We start from the raw sequence: 20,285 nt of genomic DNA, 5'->3' as shown, positions 1-20,285 counted from the left end.
CGTTCCGCCAGGTGCGGAATGCTGACATTTTTACCACAAAAAGCATAAAATGCGACGTCTCTCCCTTAAGTTGCTTGATGCAAGGAAATTCGCTGCGTATGATGTCGCGCATAGCTCCGTTGCCTAAAAAATCGCAACTTCAAATATAGTTTATTCATGCGTCCAGCAGTTTGCTGTCTCACCATTGCGTTGCCCACCATGTTGCTCGGCTGTGCCGGTTTGCCGCAGGGTGTCCGGCCGCCTGTGGGGGCCGAGGCCACGCTGGCGCTGCTGGAAACCACCGACCTGCACGCGACCGTGCTCAGTTACGACTACTACAAGCTGAAGGCCGATCCGTCGATCGGCTTTGAGCGCACCGCGACGCTGATCAAGCAGGCGCGCGCCGAATACCCCAACAATCTGCTGCTCGATAACGGCGACGCCATCCAGGGTACGGCGCTGGCCGACTACCAGGCGCTGGTCGCGCCGGTGGCTTGCGGCCAGCCGCTGGCCATCTACAAGGCCATGAACTTGTTGGGCGTGGACGGCGGCGGCATCGGCAATCACGAGTTCAATTACGGCCTGGCGTACCTGAGCCAGGTCACAGCCAGCCATTTCGACGTGGACGGCGTGCCCGCCAACGCGCCGCGCTGCGCCGGGCCGGATTTCCCCATCGTGCTGGCGAATATCTACAGCGTCAAAACCAAGCAGCCCTTGTTCGAGCCATACCGCATCCTCTCGCGCCAGATCAGCGCCACCGGACCGGATGGCAAGCCGCTGACGGCGATGATCAAGATCGGCATCATCGGCTTCGCGCCGACGGTGGTCATGTCCTGGGACCAGCACTGGCTGGAAGGTAAAGTCTACGCCGAAGGCGTGCGCGAAACGGCGCAAAAGTACATTCCGCAGATGCGCGCGCAGGGCGCGGACCTGGTGGTGGCCATCTCGCACGGCGGCCTTGATGGCGCGCCGTATTCGCTGGAGATGGAAAACGCCAACTACTACCTGGCGCAGGTGCCGGGTGTGGATGCGATGATGATTGGCCACTCACACCAGCCGTTCCCGGATGCGGCCAGCAAGGTGCCGGAATTCAGCCTGCCGAACGTGGACAAGGCCAAGGGCACCGTCTACGGCGTGCCCGCCGTGATGGCCAACCTGTGGGGCAAGCATCTGGGCGTGATCGGCCTGCGCCTCAAGTACGACGGCAAGGCCTGGGTGGTGGACAAGAGCCGCACCACGGTCGAAGTACGCTCGACCCGTAACGCCGACGGCAGCTACATCGCCGCCGATCCGGCCATCGCTCCACTGGTGGCGGCCGAGCACGAGGCCACCATCCGCTACGTGAAAACCCCGGTCGGCACCAGCGATTTCCGCATGACGACTTATTTCGCCGACGTCGGCGACATCAGCGCCATCGAGGTGGTGAACCAGGCGCAGACCGCCTACGTGCAGAACTACGTCAAGGCCAACCTGCCGCAGTACGCGGCGCTGCCGGTGCTGTCGATGGCGTCGCCGTTCAAGGCCGGTGCCGCCGGCGCGGGCGACTACACCGACGTCAAGGCCGGCGGCCTGGCCCTGAACAACGTGGCCGACCTGTACCTGTACCCGAACGCGCTGCATGTGGTGAAGGTGGATGGCGCCGGCCTGAAAGCCTGGCTGGAAAAGGCGGCGGAACGCTTCAACCGCATCGATCCGGCCAGCAGCGCGCAGCAGGAGCTGGTCAACACGGCCACTCCGGGATTCAACTTCGACATGCTGAGCAGCGCCGACGTCAGCTACCAGATCGACGTCATCAAGCCGCTCGGGCAGCGCATCACGGCCTTGCAATACAAGGGCGCGGCGATGGCGCCGACGCAGGAATTCCTGGTCGCGACCAATAACTACCGCGCCAGCGGTGGCGGCGCCTTTCCTGGCATGGACGGCAGCAAGACCATCCTGGCCTCGCCGGACGCCAGCCGCGATGTGCTGATCGCCTACATCCAGCAACGAAAAAACGTCACCCGCGCCGGCAACGGCTCGACGCGCAGTTGGCGTTTCGCGCCGGTGGCGACCAGGGGCGCGGTGGTGTTTCACTCCGCCCCCAACATGGTGGAACTGGCGAAGGAGGCTGGCCTGAAGGCTGTCTCGCAGATTAAAACGGACGATGGCGGCGGCAAGGGCCTGGCCCTGTACGCCATCGATTTGTCGTTATGAGTGGAGGGCGCATGAAGCAAGTGCTGGCGGTGAGATTGATGGCGATGGTGTTGGCTGCGGGTGCGGCAGGCATCGTCACGGCCGGACCGGTCGACGAAGCGCGCCAGTACCTGCGCGGCGGTTCCGGCGTGGCCGCCAACCTGCCGAAAGCATTTTCGATCTTCAGCACCGCCGCCAAGGCCGGCGATCCGCTGGCCGCCTACTACCTGGGCATGATGTACCGGAACGGCATGGCGGTCGCGCGTGACACCAAGGCCGCGGCACACTGGCTGCAGTTCGCGGCCAGCCGCCAGATGCCGGCCGCGATGTTCGCGCTGGCGAACTTGTACCTGAGCGGCGACGGCGTCAAGCGCGATGAGCAGGCCGCGCGCCGCCTGATCGAAAAGGCGGCGGATCTGGAGTATCCTGAAGCGGTGATGGCGATGGCCATCGGCCTGCGCGACGGCTCCATGGGCTTCGACCGCAACGAAGCGCTGTCCGAGACGCAGATGCGGTTCGCCAATCGCGCCCTGGCGCAGCGCACTTCCGGCATGTAACGCCGGCAAAGCGCCGCCGAAATTCCCGCCCAATTCTTACAGCTAGCTTACACGCGGCGGCCCCTTGGCCGCTTGCTGCGACGCCGCACATCTATCTGTTGCTGCTGTCGATCTACTAACCTACAATGTTCCATCGATGGTGCGGCTATCCAGCGTGTACAAGTACATAAAAACGTTGTAAACAGGAGATCACAGATGAATTTCAAGTTGAAAATGCTCGTTGCGGGCATGGCGCTCGGTTTCTCGGCTTCCTCGATGGCGGCTGAACCCATCAAGATCGGCGTGGCCGGTCCTTTCACCGGCGGTTCCGCGCCGATGGGCGTGTCGATGCGCGACGGCGTCAAGCTGGCCGTGGCGGAGATCAACGCCAAGGGCGGCCTGCTGGGCCGCCAGATCCAGCTGATCGAACGCGACGACGAAGCCAAGAACGAACGCGGCGTGCAGATCGCCCAGGAACTGATCAACAAAGAGAAAGTCACCGCCACCGTCGGCTACATCAACACCGGCGTGGCCCTGGCCTCGCAGCGCTTCTACCAGGAAGCCAAGATCCCGGTCATGAACAACGTCGCCACCGGTTCCATCGTCACCAAGCAGTTCGCCGACCAGCCTGAGAACTACATCTTCCGCAACTCGGCCAACGATACGATCCAGTCGCACATGATCGTGCAGGAAGCGATCGACAACCGGAAATTCAAGAAGGTCGCCATCCTGGCCGACTCCACCAACTACGGCCAGCTCGGTCGCGAGGACCTGGAAAAAGCGCTGGATAAAAAAGGCCTCAAGGCCGTCGCCATCGAAAAATACAATCTGAAGGACGTCGACATGACGGCCCAGCTGCTCAAGGCCAAGCAGGCCGGCGCCGATGTTGTGCTGACCTACGGTATCGGCCCGGAGCTGGCGCAGATCGCCAACGGCATGGAAAAACTGGGCTGGAAAGTGCCGCTGATCGGCAGCTGGACCCTGTCGATGGCTAACTTCATCGACAACGCCGGCAAGAACGGCAACGGCACCCGCATGCCGCAGACCTTCATCCAGGACCCGACCACGCCCAAGCGCAAAGCCTTCATCGACGCTTACGTGAAGGCCTACCATCCGCCTGGCGACCGCATGCCGTCGCCGGTGTCGGCGGCGCAGGGCTACGATTCGATCTACCTGCTGGCGGCCGCCATCAAGCAGGCCGGTTCCACCGACGGTCCTAAAGTCAAGGCCGCGCTGGAAAACCTGAACGAGAAAATCGACGGCGTCGTCACCAACTACAGCAAGCCATTCAGCAAAGACAATCACGAGGCGATCACCGCCGACATCACCGTCTTCGGCGAAGTCAAGGACGGCAAAGTAGTGCTGGCCAAGTAAGCTCGCGAGTCTTAGTACTGGCCAGACTTGAGGATTCAAGCCTGGCCTTTTTCTTGTCGTACTACAGTGGTGGTCATCATGGAAATCTTCCTGCAACTGGCATTCAGCGGTATCGCGCTCGGCATGATCTATGCCGTCATCGCGTTCGGCTATCAGCTCACCTTCGCCACTTCCGGCACGCTTAACTTCGGCCAGGGGGAGTCGCTGATGCTGGGCGCACTGGTCGGGCTTAGCCTGGTCGGCACCATCCACGGCGGGCCTTACATGAGCTACCTGCTGATGATCCCCCTGGTGATCGTGTTCGGCGCGCTGCAAGGCATGTTCGTCGAATGGATAGCCGTGCGGCCGGCGATCAAGATCAAGTCCGAATTCGGCTGGATCATGTCGACCATCGCGCTGGCCATCATCTTCAAGAACGTGGCCGAGAATATCTGGGGCAAGGACGACCTGACCTTCCCGTCGCCGCTGAGCTCCACGCCGTTCCAGGTGCTGGGCGCGAACGTGCAGCCGATGCAGGTGGCGGTGATCGTCGGCGCGCTGGCGATCATGGCGGCGGTAGAGATCTTCAATCGCAAATCGATCTACGGCAAGGCTGTGGTGGCCACCGCCAACGACCGCGACGCGGCGGGCCTGATGGGCATTAACACCCGCATGGTGATCACCTTCTCGTATGCGCTGTCGTCGGCCACGGCGGCATTCGCCGGCGTGCTGGTGGCGCCGCTGACGCTGACCGGCGCCACCATGGGCGCCTCGCTGGGCCTGAAGGCGTTCGCGGTGGCGATCATCGGCGGCCTGACCTCGGGCGTCGGCGCCATTGTCGGCGGCCTGATACTGGGCATCGCCGAGACCACCACCGGCTACTACATCTCGACCGGCTACAAGGAAGTACCGGGATTGCTGCTGCTCTTGCTGGTACTGGCGATCAAGCCGTCCGGCCTGTTCGGCAAAGCCGCCATCAAAAAGGTCTGACCCATGAATAAGAAACTCCTCGCGGCGAGCGTATTGGGCCTGGCGGCGCTGGTGCTGTATCCGGTGCTGATTCCGAATCCGTACTACATCCATTTGTTTGAAACGATCCTGATCTACGCCATCCTGCTGTTCGGCCTGGACATCGTGGTCGGCTACACGGGGCAGGTATCGCTGGGCCATGCGGGCCTGTTCGGCATCGGCTCCTACGCCACCGGCGTGATGGTGTTCAAGCTTGGCGCGCCGTTCTGGATCGCGATCCCGGCCAGCGTGGCCGGCGCCGCGGTGTTCGGCGCCATCCTCGCGCTGCCGGCCCTACGCGTCACCGGCCCTTACCTGGCGATGGTGACGCTGGCCTTCGGCACCATCATCCAGATCCTGATCAACGAGATGACCTTCCTCACCGAAGGCCCGATGGGCATCAAGATCGGCAAGCCCACCATCATCGGCCAGAAGCTCGGTGAAGTAGGCTACTACTACATGGTGGCGGCGCTGATGGTGGTATCGCTGATCGTCGTGCACCGCATATTGAAATCGAACCTGGGCCGCGCCTTCGAGGCGCTGCGCGACAGCCCGATCGCCTCCGACTGCATGGGCGTTTCGGTGTATCGCTACAAGGTCTACGCCTTCATCATCAGCGCCGGCTTCGCCGGCCTGGCCGGCAGCCTGTACGCGTATTCGGAAGAGTACATCTCGCCCAATACCTACAACTTCGAACTGACCATCCTGTTCCTGCTGGCGGTGATCATGGGCGGCCGCAAGACCCGTTCCGGTTCGCTGATCGGCGCGATGATCGTGGTGATGCTGCCTAGCCTGCTGGCCGACATTGAGCTGTTCCGCAAAATCGCTGTAGCAGCCGCCGTATTGGGCGTAGCCGGTTCGGCGCTGATGCTGTACAAAAAACGCGCCACCGTGCGCGGCGTGATGGTGCCGCTGATCGCCACCATCGGCATGGCGGGCTACTCCTACAAGCTGGAAAACATCGTCGACTGGCGCCTGACCATCTTCGGTTTGATGACGCTGTTCGTGGTCTACTACCTGCAAGACGGTATCGTCGGCTTCCTGCAAAGCCTGATGGGGAAAGGCGCCGTGCATGCCAAGGCGGTGCAGGCCAGCGGCGCCGAGCCGTTCGCGCGCGCCAAGGGCGGCGCCGCCGGCGAAACGCTGCTCAGCGTCGACCAGATCCTGATGCAGTTCGGCGGCCTGAAGGCGTTGAATCAGGTTGACCTGAACGTGGTGCAGGGATCGGTGCACGGTTTGATCGGCCCTAACGGCTCCGGCAAGAGCACCATGATGAACGTGCTGACCGGGATCTACAAACCCACCGCCGGCAAGGTGTCGTTTGCCGGCGCGGTGATCTCCGGCCGCACGCCGTCCGAAATCGCTCTGGGCGGCGTGGCGCGCACCTTCCAGAACGTGCAGCTGTTCGGCGAGATGACGGCGACCGAGAACGTGCTGGTCGGCCTGCACAACACCTTCGAATCCAATGTGCTGGATGTGATGCTGCAAACGCCGCGCTACAAGCGTGAAGAGCGCGCCGCGCGCGAGCGGGCCGCCAGCATCCTGGAGTTCGTCGGCCTGACCGCCATGGCCGACGAGGAAGCGCGCAATCTCCCGTACGGCAAACAGCGCCTGCTGGAGATAGGCCGCGCGCTGGGCCTCAGTCCGCGCCTGCTGTTGCTCGATGAACCGGCGGCCGGCCTGACCGCGCCCGACATCAAGGAGCTGATGGCGATCATCCGCAAGATCCGCGACCACGGCATCACCATCATCCTGATCGAGCACCACATGGACGTGGTGATGGCCTTGTCCGACACGGTGACGGTGCTGGACTTCGGCCAGAAGATCGCTGAAGGCAAACCGGCCGCAGTGCAGAGCGATCCCAAGGTGATCGAAGCCTACCTGGGCGGCAGCGGCGAAGAACACGGTGGCACCAAAGCGCCTGCGGCGCATTAACGAGGACAGCACATGCTATCGATCACCAATCTGCAAGCGTCGTACGGCAAAGTCGAAGTCCTGCACGGCATCTCGCTGGAGGTCCCGAAGGGCAAGCTGGTCACGCTGATCGGCTCCAACGGCGCCGGCAAGACCACCACCATGCGCGCCATCTCCGGCATGATCAAGCCCAAGGGCGGCAAGGTCACGCTGGGCGGCAAGGACATCACCGGCGCCGATTCGCACATGATCGCGCGCGCCGGCCTGGCGCATTCGCCGGAAGGGCGGCGCGTGTTCGCCTCGATGACGGTCACGGACAACCTGCTGCTGGGCGCCTTCCCGCGCTTCACGCGCGCGCGGCCCAAGGGCGACATCAAGCATGACCTGGAAAAGGCGCTGGAGCTGTTCCCGCGCCTGAAGGAGCGTCAGCACCAACTGGCCGGCACGCTGTCCGGTGGCGAGCAGCAGATGCTGGCGATGGCGCGCGCCGTCATGCTCAATCCGGAAGTGATCCTGCTCGACGAACCATCGATGGGCCTGGCGCCGATCCTGGTCGAGGAAGTGTTCCGCATCATCCAGCGCCTGAAATCCGAAGGCGTGACGATGCTGCTGGTCGAGCAGTTCGCCGCCGCCGCGCTGAACGTGGCCGATTACGGCTATGTGCTGGAAAATGGCACGATCTCTGTCCACGGCCCGGCGGAGAGCCTGAAAACCGATCCGAAAGTGATCGCGGCCTACCTCGGCGGTGGACATTGATGAAAACCGCGCGCTTTCCATCGGGAGCCATCGTGCCGGTGCTGGGGCAGGGCACGTGGAATATGGGTGAGGAGTTCGCCCGCAAGAACGACGAAGTCCGCGCCCTCCAATTGGGCCTGGACCTTGGCATGACGCTGATCGACACCGCCGAGATGTACGGCGAGGGCGGTGCCGAGGAAGTGGTGGGCGCCGCCATCGCCGGCCGTCGCGACGAGGTCTACCTGGTCAGCAAAGTCTATCCGCACAACGCCAGCTTTGAAGGCACGCAGGCCGCATGCGAGCGCAGCCTGCGCCGCCTGAAGGTCGACTGCATCGATCTCTACCTGCTGCACTGGCAGGGCCACTACTCGCTGGACGAAACCGTCGCCGGCTTCGAGGCGCTCAAGATGACCGGCAAAATCAAGTCCTACGGCGTCAGCAACTTCGACCTCGAAAGCATGCAGGACGCCGTCGGTTGCGGCGCCGTCGCCACCGACCAGGTGTTGTACAACCTGTGCAAGCGCGGCATCGAATTCGATCTGCTGCCGTGGTGCCGCCAGCAGGGCATGCCGCTGATGGCCTACTCGCCGCTGGAATCGCACGGCCGCGAACAGGCCGCGCTGCTGGACAACCCCGGCCTGCGCGCCGTCGCGGATGCCTACGGCGTGACGCCGGCGCAGATCGCGCTGGCGTGGGTGCTGCATCAGGACGGCGTGATCGCCATTCCCAAGGCCACCGACCCGACACACGTGCGCGCCAACCGCGCCGCAGCAGATATCAAACTAAACCCGCAGGATCTGGCCGCGTTGGATCTGGCATTCCCTCCACCTCGTCGGGCCCGAGTGCTTGACATGCGTTAATCAGGATTTATGAAACACGAATTACTTTGTTTAAGCCTGTTGCTGGCCTGCGCCTGCGCCGGCGCGCAGGAAGCGCCCGATGCCGAGACGCCGCAAGTGGTTGAAGTGGGCGGCGTGAAGAATCCCGAACTGAAATCCTACAAGGTGATGCTGAAAGGCGTGGATGCCTTCGAAGAACATCGCAAATACGCACCGGCTGCGCCGATCAGATTCCAGCTGGTGTCCGCTACCGCTGGTGGATCGGTGGCCGGCATCACGCTGCGCATCGCTGGCGACAATACGTCGGAAAACATCCCCATCGCGGCGGATGGCACCTTTGTCCTGCCGCGTATTCAGGCGGCGATTGATGACAAGGCCGATCTCGTCACCAACAAGAAGAAAAGCGTGGTGCGCTGGCGCGGAGATATCCACACGCCCGGCGTTCCAGCCAACGCGCGCCGCCTGGGCGACCTGCGCATGGAGTGCGAAATCGCCTGGGCCGTCAACAGGGAAGACATATCCTTCGTGATTCGTAATGGACTCGCGCTGGCCGGCGGCCCTTGTCACATCAAGAGCTTGCATCTGAACTACCAGGCGCCGTTGAACGCGACCGGCGTGACCTTGATCTCTGGAGACCGGCGTCAATCGCTGCCGTTCATCGGTAGTAAGAAAAATGTGTTCTCGCCGCCCTTGGCCGACACCAACTGGGACGACGAAACGCTGATCGAATACGACATCCCGGCGGCGCCCATGTGATACGCTATGTACGCCAGCGTACAGAACCTTGTGGGCGGGCGGCGTACCTTGACTCATCCGCAGCGAACCCCAAGGAGCTGAAATGAACAAGAACATGATAGTGGTGGCCGTACTGGCCGCCAGCGTTGCCGGCATCGTCCCCGCATCCGCGCAGGACCGGCACGACAACGGCCGCCGTGGCGGTCCTGGCCACAGCCAATACGAGGATCGCGACGATCACCGCTACGATCGCAGCGACGAACGCCGCAACGACCGCTCCGATTACCATCATGACGATGACCGGGACCACGACCGCGGCGCCGGCCCGCGTCACGATCTGCGCAAGGGCGGCCGCCTGCCACCTGAGTATCGCGGCCGTCAATACGTGGTCGACGACTGGCGCGGCCATCGCCTGAGTGCTCCGCCACGCGGCTACCACTGGGTGCAGACCGGCGGCGACTACGTGCTGGTCGCCATCGCCACCGGCGTGATCCTCAACCTGTTGTTGAGTAACTAGAACGGCGCGCGGCTCTGCTACACTGCTGGACAGCCCAAACTGTCCAGCAAATTATGTTAAACCGAATCAAACAGCTGTTCTCCCCCAAAGACACCAGTCAGCACATTCTGATCAACGCCTACTGCACGGTTGCCGAGGTTCCCAAACCTGGCTTCCCGCATGTGCTCAATGCCCGGCGCGACTTGTCCGATCCCGAATTACAGCCCCATCTCAACGGCTTCATGAATCACCTGGCGCAAGCCGGCGAAGGCCGGATGACGCAGGTCCGCTACCACGTGATCCGTCATGTGCAGCGCGTGCGCCAGCACGTCAGCCTGTCCATCGAGGCCGGCGTAATGGAGAGCTTCGTCGCCTGGGCGGAAGCGGCCAACGCCGTCGTCTTCATGGCCGACGGCAGCGTGCGCGATCCGCAAGGGCGCATCCTGCTGCCTGCGGCCGGCGACGACGGCGATCCGCAAGCCGTGGTTCCGTACCCGCCGCAGGCCTGGCAGCGCAAGGCGCGCTCGGACGAGCTGCTCGCCGTCCGCAAGATCGCTGTGCCGGCGACATTGCCGCCGCTGGTGTCTGAACCTGAGCTGCGCTTGCGCACGCCGGAGGATGTGCTGCGCAGGATGCTGGCGTTGTTCGTGGTCGCGATCCGCGCGGAGTCGCTGGCTGGCGGCCGCGCCATCGCTGTCGACGATCTGAAGAAACGCTTTCCACCTGCCTTCGCCGGCCTGACCGACGCGGAACGGGCTTTCCTCGCCCAGGAGACGCCCACCGAGCAGGAAACCACCCAGTTCCTGTGGCGGTATGAAGCCATCCTTGTGCTGCAATGGGTGCTTGGCATGCAGGAGGCGCTGCCGTTCGCCGATGCGATCTGCGACGTGGCCGCGATCTCGCGTACCGTCATCGAACGCGGCACCGAAGGCTTGCGCAAGCAGCTGGCCATGCGTCCGGCGGCGGAGATCCTGGATGCGCTGGATCTTCAGTACCGCTTGCACTGGGCCACGCGCCAGGCGATATTGAAGAAGACCGCCGCTCCCGCAGGACTGAACGACGGCGTTCTGCAAGAGCGCCACCATGCCCTGAACTGGCTGGTGCATTTCGAAGACCGCGACTGGGACGAAGTCGATACTCCAACCTGACCTGCACACATCTATGAGCCTTCAATCCGTTCGTGAGTTTTTCATCGCCCGAGATCTTCATCTTCCCATCGTGGAGCTGGAGGTCAGCACCGCCACCGTGGCGCTGGCGGCCGAGGCACATGGCGTCGAGCCGGGGCGCATCGCGAAGACGCTGGCGTTCCGCGTCCGCGATGGCCGCGTGATCCTGCTGGTCGCCAGCGGCGTCGCGCGCATCGACAATCGCAAATTCCGTGAAACGTTCGGCAAGGGCAAGATGCTGCCGGCCGAGGAGGTGGTCGAGACCACCGGCCATCCGGTCGGCGGCGTGTGCCCCTTCGGCCTGGCGCAGGCGCTGCCGGTGTATGTCGACGAATCGCTGCGCAATTTCGACGAAGTGCTGCCTGCCGCGGGTTCGGTCAACAGCGTAGTGCGGATGGCGCCGGACATGCTGGTGACGATCACACAAGGGCAATGGGTGGACGTATGCTGATCAAGCGGAAGCTGGCGTTGCTGGCGATGGCGAGCATGTCGGCGTCGGCGCTGGCGGCCGTCGAGCGGATCGAAATCAAGGAGCGCACCGCGTTTGCGCCCGGAGTGACTTACGGCGAAGCCGGCGCCTATGAAAAGATACGCGGCGTCGCCTATTTTGCGCTGGACCCGAAAGCGCCCGCCAACGCCGCCATCGTCGATTTGAAACGCGCGCCGCGTGATGCGCGTGGACGTGTGCTTTTCTCCAGCGAGTTCGTCTTGCTGCGGCCAGCGGGTGGCCAGGCATCCAGCCTGATTTACGACGTCAACAACCGGGGCGGCATTGCCATGCTGGGCCAGGTCAATGGCCGCAGCCCGGCCAACAACGATCCGTCTACCGCCGCCGACGCCGGCGACGGCTTCCTGATGCGCCACGGTTTCTCGATGCTGTTTTCCGCGTGGACCTGGGACGTGGCGCCGCCTGCGCCCGGCGCGCGGCCGCTGGTGTTTGCGCCGCCCGTCGCCAAAGGGATCAAGGGCAGGGTGCAGAACGAGTTCACCGTCAACGCGCCGGTGGACGTTGCCACTTACGCCGGCATGCGCGGCCTGACCTACGAACCGGCCACGCCCAACGATCCGCGTGCCCAGTTGACCGTACGCGCGCGTCCCGGCGACAAGCGCCGCCCCGTCCCGCGCAGCAGCTGGCATTTCGTCGCGCCGGAGCAAGCGGGCGGCCCTGGCCGCGTGCAGCTGGACGACGGCTTCAAGCCGGATACGATCTACGAGCTGACCTACGTGGCGAAAGACCCATACGTGACCGGCGCGGGCCTGGCCGGCATCCGCGATCTGCTGGCTTACTTCCGCGACCGGCCATTCGAAGGCGCGCCCGTGCCGAAGACCGTGCTGATATTCGGCATCAGCCAGTCCGGCCGCGTGATCGGCCGCATGCTGCACGACGGCTTGAACGTGGACGAATCCGGCCAACTGGCGTTCAGCGGCGCCTATCTCCATGTGCCGGGCGCCGGCGGCTCGGCGGGCTTCAACAGCCGCTTCGCGCAGCCCACACGCCATCCGTCGATGCTGGAGGAGCACGACTATCCGGCAGACGCTTTCCCGTTCACCACCGCGCCGTCGCGCGACCCAGTCAGCGGCCAGACCGCATCCTATCTCGATCACGCACGCGACAAACAGGGCCGGCTGCCCAAACTCATCGTCTCGAACACTTCGACGGAGTTCTGGAACCGTGGCGCTTCGCTGGTCGCCACCACGCCGGACGGCATGCAGGACGTGGCGCCGGCGGACAACGTGCGCATCTACGGCTTCATGGGGGCGCAGCATTACGTGGGCCGCTCGCGCACGCGGGCGCCGTTCACTGCCTGCGTATCGACCAGCGACCACTACCTGCCGATGCGCGCCTTGATCCTGGCGCTGGATGACTGGACCGGCAAAGGCAAGCAACCTCCGGCCAGCGCTTATCCGCAATTGGCGGATCGCACGCTGACCACGGTGGCGGATTACCGCGCCATTTTCCCGGCTGGCTTCGGACTCACGCCGCCGGAACAGAATCTGCGCGAGCCGCGCCTGGACTTCGGCAGAAGGTTCGCGAAGCAGGGCATAACGGACAAGGTTCCGCCCAAACTCGGCGACGAGTATGAAACCCGTGTGCCAGTGCCGGACGCGGATGGCAACGACAAGGGCGGCGTGAGACTGGTTGAGGTGCAGGCGCCGCTCGGCACGCACACCGGCTGGAACTTGCGCGCACCGGAGACCGGCTTCGCCTGGGCGACGTCGCGTTTCGACGGCAGCTTCGTTCCGTTCGCCCGCACCGAGGCCGAGCGGGCCGCCAGCGGCGATCCACGTCCGAGCCTGGAGGCGCGCTATCCAAGTCGTGATGATTTTGTCGCCGCAGTGCGCGCCGCAGCGGAACGCCAGATCGCAGCAGGCCTGCTGCTGCCTGAGGATATGGACCGCACATTGTCTGGCAACACCGGCCTGTATGACCGCATCATGCAGCACGATCCCGCAGACAGGGGCTGCGCTTATCTGTTCGCCGCGCCGTAACGGGTTGCGCGTCAAGCGCCGCCGTTTGGCCCCGCGAGCTTTGCCAACTGCTCCCTCAGCTGTTTGAGCTGGGCGAGCAGGGGCGCTGTCATATCGGTGACTTCCTGCTCCGTGTAGCGCGGTGTGATGTGCTGCGGACAGTTCCAGTCGTAGCCTTCCACGGTGATGATGAAGGCGCGCTCGATGCGCGCCTTGTAACCCGGCATATGAAGCAGCTCCATCAACGCCGGATCGTCTGCGGCTTCCACGATGCGTGTGCGGCCGACGATTTTCATCCGCACCTGCCTCGCATAGTCCATCAGTATCATCGAGATGCGGTCATCCACTTTCAGGTTGCCGACGCTGAGGTACTGCAGATTGCCCCGGAAATCCGCGAACGCCAGGGTTTTCGCGTCGAGCACCCGCAGGAAGCCTTTCGGTCCGCCGCGATGCTGCACATAAGGCCAGCCGGTCTCGCTGACGGTGGCCTGGTAAAAATGATCCATCTCCTCGATGAGGGCGATTTCCCTTTCGCCCAGGCTGTCCTGCCGGTCTTCCATCTGGTCGAGAAACGCATAGCGGGCGCGGCTCCCCATGCTGCTTTGAACCTCACGCACCGCCGGCGTGAAGGTGATATCGGAATAGGCGCGACCCACGATGTGCTCCTCGATCAGTGTGAAATCAGGCTGCGATCTTCAGGTCGACTTTCGGAAAGTCGATCTCCACGCGACTGGCTTTGCCCAGGATGTTGGTCAGGAAGTTCATGCCGACGTGGGTGATGATCTCGACGATGTCCGACTCGCTATAGCCCGCGCTGCGGATCGCCGCCAGCTCGATGGCGCTGACCGCGCCCCTGTTCTCCATCAGGCTTTGCACGAACTGCACGGCGACGGCGGCTTGCGCGTCCGCGCTGGTGCCGCTGCGGGCGGCGTTCATTTCTTCGCCGCTTAAGCCGGTCTTGCGGCCGATCGCGGTGTGGGCGGAGACGCAGTATTCGCAGTTGTTCTGCTGCGCCAGCGCCAGGGCGATGCGTTCGCGGGTCAACGCGTCGAGCGTGCCGCCATTGGCCACGCCGTGCAGGCCGAGGAAGGCGCGCAGTGCGACCGGCGAGTTGGCGAACACTTTCAGGAAGTTGGGCACCATGCCGAGCTGGCCCTGGATGGCGTCCAGCAGGGCTTTTTGCTCAGCATTGGCGGTGGCGGTTTCGATGGTGGCGATACGGTTCATGGTCAATTCCTTAGGGTTAGGTTGTTTGTTCAGCGAACACTTGTAGTTTCATCGATGTGCGGGATAATGAGAATCCGTTAAATTAACAATAAACTATTTCTAATTCAGGAATAATATGGACAAGCTCTCCGCCATGACGATCTTTGTGGCAGTCGTCGATGAGGGCGGCTTTGCCGCCGCCGCCCGCAAGCTGAAGATCTCGCCGCCGGTGGTCACGCGCGCCGTCACGGAGCTGGAGGAGGGCATGGGCGTGCGCCTGCTGCTGCGCACCACGCGGGTGGTGCGGCTGACCGAAACCGGCGCGCGCTATGCCGCCGATTGCCGCCGCATTTTGGCCGACGTGGCGGAAACCGAAACCTCGGCCGCCGGCGCGCACGGTGCGCCGCGCGGTCGGCTGGTGATCACGGCCTCGGTGATGTTCGGCGCGATGTACGTCACGCCCATAGTCACTGAATACCTGCGACGCTACCCTGAAACCGATGTCGAATGCCGCTTCCTCGACCGCGTGGTCAACATGATGGACGAGGGCGTGGACGCGGCGATCCGCATCGGCGCCTTGCCCGACTCCAGCTACCAGGCGGTGCGCGTGGGACAGGTAAGGCAGGTGGTGTGTGCGGCGCCGGCCTACCTGGCCGGGCGTGGCGTTCCCGCTACGCCGCAGGAGCTGGCCGGACATGACCTGATCGCCGCCACCGCCGTCACGGCGACCAATGACTGGCGCTTTGAGTACGATGGCAAACCGCTATCGGTAAAGGTACATCCGCGCCTGAGCAGCACCAGCAACGACGCCGCCTTGCGCGCGGCGCTGGACGGCTTCGGCATCACCCGCGTGCTGTCCTATATGGCCGCGCCCTACCTGGCAGATGGCCGTTTGAGCGCGATCCTGTCCCCCTACGAAGCCGCGGCGGTGCCGGTCAGCGTGGTGCACCACGAAGGCCGGCATTCGTCCCGCAAGCTGCGCGCCTTCCTCGATCTGGCGATTGCCACGCTACGTGAAGATGGCGCACTTCGATAGAAAAATTGTATACAAAATTCGTTGACAATGTATCCGACGAAGCGCAATATCGTTATCAATTAAACGCGTCGGTCACGAGCTGTTGCGTTGCTAGGCATCATTTCTACGCACGGTTAAGGGCAGCCCGTGTGGGTAGTAGTTGCAAAGTAACGCCCAATAAAAAAGACAGACGGAGACGCGTTTATGAATCACTTGTTATTTCAGGTCGAGGATCGACCACCCCTATTCACGACCATACTGCTGGCGGCCCAGCACATGCTTGCCGCTTTGGGCGGCATCATCGCCGTGCCGCTGGTGGTGGGCGCCGCGCTCAAACTGCCGGCCGACCAGATCATCACCCTGATCAACGCCGCCTTGCTCGGCTCCGGCATCGTCACCATCATTCAATGCAAAGGCGTAGGCCCAGTCGGCATCAGGCTTCCTTGCGTGATGGGCACCAGCTTCGCCTTCGTCGGCGCGGCCATCAGCATCGGTCTTGAACACGGCGTTCCGGCGATACTCGGTTCGTCGCTGGCCGCCTCGCTGGTGATGATCGTCGGCAGCTGCTTCATGCCGAAGATCCGCAAGCTGTTCCCGCACGCCGTCACCGGCGTGGTGGTGACGATGATCGGCCTGTCGCTGGTGCCGGTGGCGGTGGACTGGGCTGCGGGCGGCTTTGCACCGGGCGCGGTCTACGGCGCGCCGCTCAACCTGGGCATCGCGGCATTCGTGCTGGCCACGGTCATCATGCTGGTCCAATTCGGCAAGGGGATTGTATCCGCCGCCGCCGTGGTGATCGGCATGTTCATCGGCTACCTGCTGTGCGTTTCGCTGGGCATGATCGACTTTACGCAGGTGCAGAATGCGCCGATCTTCGCGCTGCCGCAGCCGCTCCACTACGGCATGACCTTCCCGGTGGCCGGCATCGTCGCCATGGCGATCGCCTATCTGGTGACGATGGTGGAAACCACCGGCACCTTCATGGCGCTGGGCGCCGCCACCAACACCAAGATGCGCGGCAAGACGCTGGCGCGCGGCATCCTGTGCGACGGCGTCGGTTCGGCCTTCGCCGCGCTGATGTCCAGCCCTCCGGTATCGACCTTTGCGCAGAACGTCGGCGTGGTGTCGCTGACCGGCGTAGCCAGCCGCCATGTGGTGGCGCTGACCGGCGTGATGCTGCTGCTGGCCGGCCTGTTCCCGGTGCTGGGCGCGGTGGTGGTGACGATTCCGCAACCGGTGCTGGGCGGCGCTGGCTTGATGATGTTCGCAATGATCATCTCGGCCGGCGTGCAGTTGCTGAGCCACGTGGAGCATACCAAGCGTAACGGCGTAATCATGGCGGTGGCCATCGGCTGCGGCCTGGCGGTGACGGTGCGGCCGGAACTGCTGTCCAAGCTGCCGGCCTTCGTCAAGGAAGTCTTCGGCTCGGGAATCACGGTTGGCGCGCTGGTCGCGGTGGCCCTGAACCTGGTGTTGCCTGAACGTCCGGTAGAATTGACCGACGACGATGAAGAAGAGGAAGTACCGCAAGCTTTTTTAACCTCCGAGCGTGAAGCAGCTTAAAATACGCTCGATATCAACCTGACTGTTTCCGCAGTGCCCGCGCATTGTTTCCGCAGTGTTTAACCATCATAGAAATTATGACTAAAACCCTACTGATCAAAAATGCGCGCGTGCTGGTAACGATGGATGACGAGCGCCGTGAAATCGCCGACGGCGCCGTCTACATCCGGGACAACGTAATCGAACAAGTCGGCCGCAGCGCCGACCTGCCGCAGCAGGCCGACGAGATTATCGACGCGGCCAACCATGTGGTGATGCCCGGCCTGGTCAACACCCACCACCATATGTACCAAAGCCTGACGCGCGTGATTCCCGCCGCTCAGAACGGCGAGCTGTTTAACTGGCTGACCAACCTCTATCCGATCTGGGCCAACCTGACGCCGGAGATGGTCAACGTGTCGACGCTGGCGGCGATGTCGGAACTGATCATGTCCGGCTGCACGACCAGCAGCGACCACCTGTACATCTACCCCAACGGCTGCAAGCTCGATGACAGCATCGAGGCGGCCGGCAAGATCGGCATGCGCTTCCACGCCGCACGCGGCTCGATGAGCGTGGGCCAGTCCAAAGGCGGCCTGCCGCCGGACCGCGTGGTGGAGGAGGAGGGCGCGATCCTCAAGGATACGCAGCGCCTGATCGAAGCCTATCACGATGCCGGCCGCTACGCGATGCAGCGCATCGTGGTGGCGCCATGCTCGCCGTTCTCGGTCTCGCGCGACCTGATGAAAGAGGCCGCGACGATGGCGCGCAGCTTCGGCGTGTCGCTGCACACGCACCTGGCTGAAAACGCGAACGACATCGCCTACAGCCGCGAAAAATTCAATATGACGCCCGCCGAATACGCCGAGGATTGCGGCTGGGTGGGGCACGACGTCTGGCACGCGCACTGCGTGCAACTGGACGACGACGGCATCTACATGTTCGGCCGCACCGGCACCGGCATCGCGCACTGCCCATGTTCGAATATGCGGCTGGCGTCGGGCATTGCGCCGATACGCAAGATGCTCGACAGCGGCGTCTCGGTGGGCCTGGGTGTCGACGGTTGCGCTTCCAACGATTCCGGCCACATGATGGGCGAAGTACGGCAGGCGATGCTGCTGCAGCGCGTGGGCTTCGGCCCGGACGCGATGACGGCGCGGCAGGCGCTGGAAGTGGCCACGCTGGGAGGCGCCAAGGTGCTCAACCGCGACGACATCGGCGCGCTCAAGCCGGGCATGGCGGCGGACATCGTGATGTTCAAGCTCGATACGATAGGCTTCGCCGGCGCGCTGCACGACCCGGTCGCGGCGCTGGTGTTCTGCACGCCGCCGAATGTCTCGTACAGCATCATCAACGGCAAGGTGGTGGTGCGCGAGGGCGTGCTGTGTACCATCGACCTGCCGGTGGTGATCGAGCGCCACAACGCGCTGGCGCATCAATTGGCGCTGGCCGCCCGCTGATAGCTGGAGATGGCCTGGTCCAGGGCCTGTTGCATATGCAGGTCGTGGGCTGCCTGGTCTTCCGGCGCGGCGTCGGCGGCGGGTGGACGGCCTTCGCTGCGCTGGCGCCGTTCGTCCAACGCCTGCCCCAGATAGGCATCCTCGTTACCGAACCATTCCAGTGTGATGCGCTCGCCGAGCGTACGGATGCGCAGTTGCTGGCATTGCTGCCGCCAGCTGCCGATGCGGTTCAGGTCTTGCGATGCCGCGTCGTTTGAGGTGAAGCGCTGGGCTGCCAGCAGCTCGTCGTGCGCGGTCAGGTAGTTTTGATAGCGGGTGGCGATCTGGATTGCTTCGCCGGCCGCGTTGGCGGGCAGTGTGCGGCGCAGGTGGGCTTCAAGCGCTTGCAGCCTGCCAGCTTCACTTCGGTTGAGCAGAAAACCATCCATCAACTGATGCAGCGCGAAGTCGGCGATGAGTTCCTGTTTGTCGGTGAGTGATAGTTCGATCGTGGAGTCGATAGCGTTGCGGCCCGGCGCGGCCAGCGGAAGGTTTGCCACGCGGAGCGGGGAGGCCGGACCCGCGCGAGCCACGGCCTTGGCTGCGGCATCGCCTTCGACCGGCCTCCGGTCGGGCGCGGGTGTGGCCTGCCATGTCCACATCGCGAGCAGGGCGACCGCAGCCAGCGCCGTGAATGCAGCCGCTGCCTTCATCAATACGTCGGCCAGCCGCCGCTGAAGGTCAGGTCGTTGATGAACAGGACGCCGTTGTAGCTGTTCTGGCTATCCAGTTCATGCCGCACCATCACCCCGTTGGCCACTGATTCCCCACCCGGCGCGATAAAGCGTCCGCCGCCGGCGTCGAGCGTGGTGCCGCCGCCGTTGACCATGTCGACGCCGTTCTTGTCCAGATACGGTCCGGTCACGCTGGTCGAACGGCCGTAGGAAATGTGATAGGTGCTGTTGGCGCCATCGCAGCATTTTCCCTTGGAGACGAACAGGTAGTAATACGAACCGTTCGACATGATGAACGAGTTCTCGATGCCGGTGCTGTCGGCGGCCAGGTGGTACCAGCTGCCGGTGGGCTTGAGGGTGTTCGCATCGACGCGCGTGGTATAGATCCCTGTCCAGAAGGAGCCGAACGACAGCCACGGCTGGCCCGCTTTATCGACGAAGAAATTGGGATCGATGGCGTTGTAGTTGTTGCCCGGTGCGGATGTCAGCACCGCGCCTTTGTCGGTCCAGTTGCCCGTTGCGATACTGGTGGCGGTGGCCAGGCCGATGGCCGATTTCTGCGAGCCGAACGTGGACACCGCGTAGTACAGGATCGCCTTACCGTTCCAGACGTGGATGTCCGGCGCCCAGACGGTCTTGGAGTTGTTGTTGTATTGGTTCCACCACGACAGGCCGCCGCCGAAGATGCTCACGCCTTGCGTCCACGCGTGGCCGTCAGGCGAAAACTTCACGCCGATGCCGGTATCGCTGGTTTCGGTGATCCACCAGGTGCTGTTTTCCTTGTAGACGCTGGGGTCGTGCGTGATAAGGGCGCCGGTGAGCGTCCAAGTGGCGGCGTGTGCGCCTGCTGCGCAAAAGGCGATAGCTGTCGCCGCCGCCCATCGCTTGAGTAGCTGTTGATTCATTTGTCGTCTCGCTTTATAGGTTTTGTGTCTGCCGGATGCAGG

The 20,285-nt window shown here is 63.5% G+C and carries 19 protein-coding genes; 15 read left to right on the top strand and 4 right to left on the bottom strand.

The features are described from left to right. Positions 1-198 precede the first annotated feature (198 nt). From D0T21_RS08610 to D0T21_RS08555, 12 genes are all read left to right on the top strand, one after another. Complete coding sequence (locus tag D0T21_RS08610; protein WP_229211384.1) at positions 199-2,172, top strand: bifunctional 2',3'-cyclic-nucleotide 2'-phosphodiesterase/3'-nucleotidase; 1,974 nt, start codon at positions 199-201, stop codon at positions 2,170-2,172. 11 nt (positions 2,173-2,183) lie between these two features. Beyond that, positions 2,184-2,708 (top strand): tetratricopeptide repeat protein, encoded by a 525-nt coding sequence (locus D0T21_RS08605; RefSeq protein WP_116990914.1) that lies wholly within the window; start codon positions 2,184-2,186, stop codon positions 2,706-2,708. Positions 2,709-2,903: 195 nt separating this feature from the next. Then, positions 2,904-4,061: an ABC transporter substrate-binding protein gene (locus D0T21_RS08600; RefSeq protein ID WP_116990913.1), complete on the top strand. Its 1,158-nt coding sequence runs from the start codon at positions 2,904-2,906 to the stop codon at positions 4,059-4,061. A gap of 78 nt (positions 4,062-4,139) precedes the next feature. After that, positions 4,140-5,030, top strand: coding sequence for a branched-chain amino acid ABC transporter permease (locus tag D0T21_RS08595; protein ID WP_116991063.1), 891 nt, complete (start codon positions 4,140-4,142; stop codon positions 5,028-5,030). Positions 5,031-5,033: 3 nt separating this feature from the next. Continuing rightward, a complete protein-coding gene (locus D0T21_RS08590) occupies positions 5,034-6,983 on the top strand; it encodes an ATP-binding cassette domain-containing protein (RefSeq protein WP_116990912.1) in 1,950 nt (649 codons plus the stop codon). 12 nt (positions 6,984-6,995) lie between these two features. Further along, positions 6,996-7,718 (top strand): ABC transporter ATP-binding protein, encoded by a 723-nt coding sequence (locus D0T21_RS08585; protein ID WP_116990911.1) that lies wholly within the window; start codon positions 6,996-6,998, stop codon positions 7,716-7,718. Next, complete coding sequence (locus D0T21_RS08580; protein WP_116990910.1) at positions 7,718-8,557, top strand: aldo/keto reductase; 840 nt, start codon at positions 7,718-7,720, stop codon at positions 8,555-8,557. The genes D0T21_RS08585 and D0T21_RS08580 overlap by 1 nt, the downstream gene beginning before the upstream one ends. Positions 8,558-8,566: 9 nt before the next feature. Continuing rightward, positions 8,567-9,292 carry a hypothetical protein gene (locus tag D0T21_RS08575; RefSeq protein WP_147328057.1) on the top strand — a complete coding sequence of 242 codons (726 nt, stop codon included), beginning with the start codon at positions 8,567-8,569 and terminating at the stop codon, positions 9,290-9,292. A gap of 82 nt (positions 9,293-9,374) precedes the next feature. Then, entirely contained in the window at positions 9,375-9,788 is a 414-nt protein-coding gene (locus D0T21_RS08570) for an RcnB family protein (RefSeq protein WP_116990908.1), read from the top strand. A gap of 53 nt (positions 9,789-9,841) precedes the next feature. Further along, positions 9,842-10,915: a DUF4272 domain-containing protein gene (locus D0T21_RS08565; protein ID WP_116990907.1), complete on the top strand. Its 1,074-nt coding sequence runs from the start codon at positions 9,842-9,844 to the stop codon at positions 10,913-10,915. A 13-nt stretch (positions 10,916-10,928) separates the two neighbouring features. Beyond that, positions 10,929-11,384 (top strand): YbaK/EbsC family protein, encoded by a 456-nt coding sequence (locus D0T21_RS08560; protein ID WP_116990906.1) that lies wholly within the window; start codon positions 10,929-10,931, stop codon positions 11,382-11,384. After that, a complete protein-coding gene (locus D0T21_RS08555; protein ID WP_116990905.1) occupies positions 11,378-13,423 on the top strand; it encodes an alpha/beta hydrolase domain-containing protein in 2,046 nt (681 codons plus the stop codon). The genes D0T21_RS08560 and D0T21_RS08555 overlap by 7 nt, the downstream gene beginning before the upstream one ends. A gap of 11 nt (positions 13,424-13,434) precedes the next feature. Here the strand turns inward: D0T21_RS08555 and D0T21_RS08550 are convergent, their stop codons facing one another. Then, positions 13,435-14,058, bottom strand: a complete 624-nt coding sequence (locus tag D0T21_RS08550; RefSeq protein WP_116990904.1) for a pyridoxamine 5'-phosphate oxidase family protein — start codon at positions 14,056-14,058, stop codon at positions 13,435-13,437. Positions 14,059-14,083: 25 nt separating this feature from the next. Further along, positions 14,084-14,629, bottom strand: a complete 546-nt coding sequence (locus tag D0T21_RS08545; protein WP_116990903.1) for a carboxymuconolactone decarboxylase family protein — start codon at positions 14,627-14,629, stop codon at positions 14,084-14,086. Positions 14,630-14,744: 115 nt separating this feature from the next. Here D0T21_RS08545 and D0T21_RS08540 point away from each other — a divergent pair, with 115 nt between their 5' ends. The 3 genes from D0T21_RS08540 (at position 14,745) to D0T21_RS08530 (ending at position 18,625) form a co-directional block, all read left to right on the top strand. Next, on the top strand, positions 14,745-15,644 hold the full coding sequence (locus D0T21_RS08540) for a LysR family transcriptional regulator (protein ID WP_116990902.1): 900 nt from the start codon (positions 14,745-14,747) through the stop codon (positions 15,642-15,644). 183 nt (positions 15,645-15,827) lie between these two features. After that, positions 15,828-17,186, top strand: coding sequence for a nucleobase:cation symporter-2 family protein (locus D0T21_RS08535; protein WP_116990901.1), 1,359 nt, complete (start codon positions 15,828-15,830; stop codon positions 17,184-17,186). 77 nt (positions 17,187-17,263) lie between these two features. After that, a complete protein-coding gene (locus D0T21_RS08530; protein WP_116990900.1) occupies positions 17,264-18,625 on the top strand; it encodes an 8-oxoguanine deaminase in 1,362 nt (453 codons plus the stop codon). Here D0T21_RS08530 and D0T21_RS08525 read toward each other — a convergent pair. Together D0T21_RS08525 and D0T21_RS08520 are read right to left on the bottom strand one after the other, a co-directional pair. After that, positions 18,601-19,164, bottom strand: coding sequence for a hypothetical protein (locus D0T21_RS08525; protein ID WP_147328056.1), 564 nt, complete (start codon positions 19,162-19,164; stop codon positions 18,601-18,603). The two genes, D0T21_RS08530 and D0T21_RS08525, sit on opposite strands and share 25 nt — an antisense overlap. Before the next feature lie 152 nt (positions 19,165-19,316). Beyond that, positions 19,317-20,243: a family 43 glycosylhydrolase gene (locus tag D0T21_RS08520; protein ID WP_116990898.1), complete on the bottom strand. Its 927-nt coding sequence runs from the start codon at positions 20,241-20,243 to the stop codon at positions 19,317-19,319. Positions 20,244-20,285: the final 42 nt, after the last annotated feature.

The sequence above is a fragment of the Duganella sp. BJB476 genome, assembly GCF_003416895.1.
In the GTDB taxonomy this organism is placed as follows: domain Bacteria; phylum Pseudomonadota; class Gammaproteobacteria; order Burkholderiales; family Burkholderiaceae_D; genus Rugamonas.
Note: the sequence above shows the minus strand (reverse complement) of the source record. Positions and strands in the feature narration are given on the sequence as shown.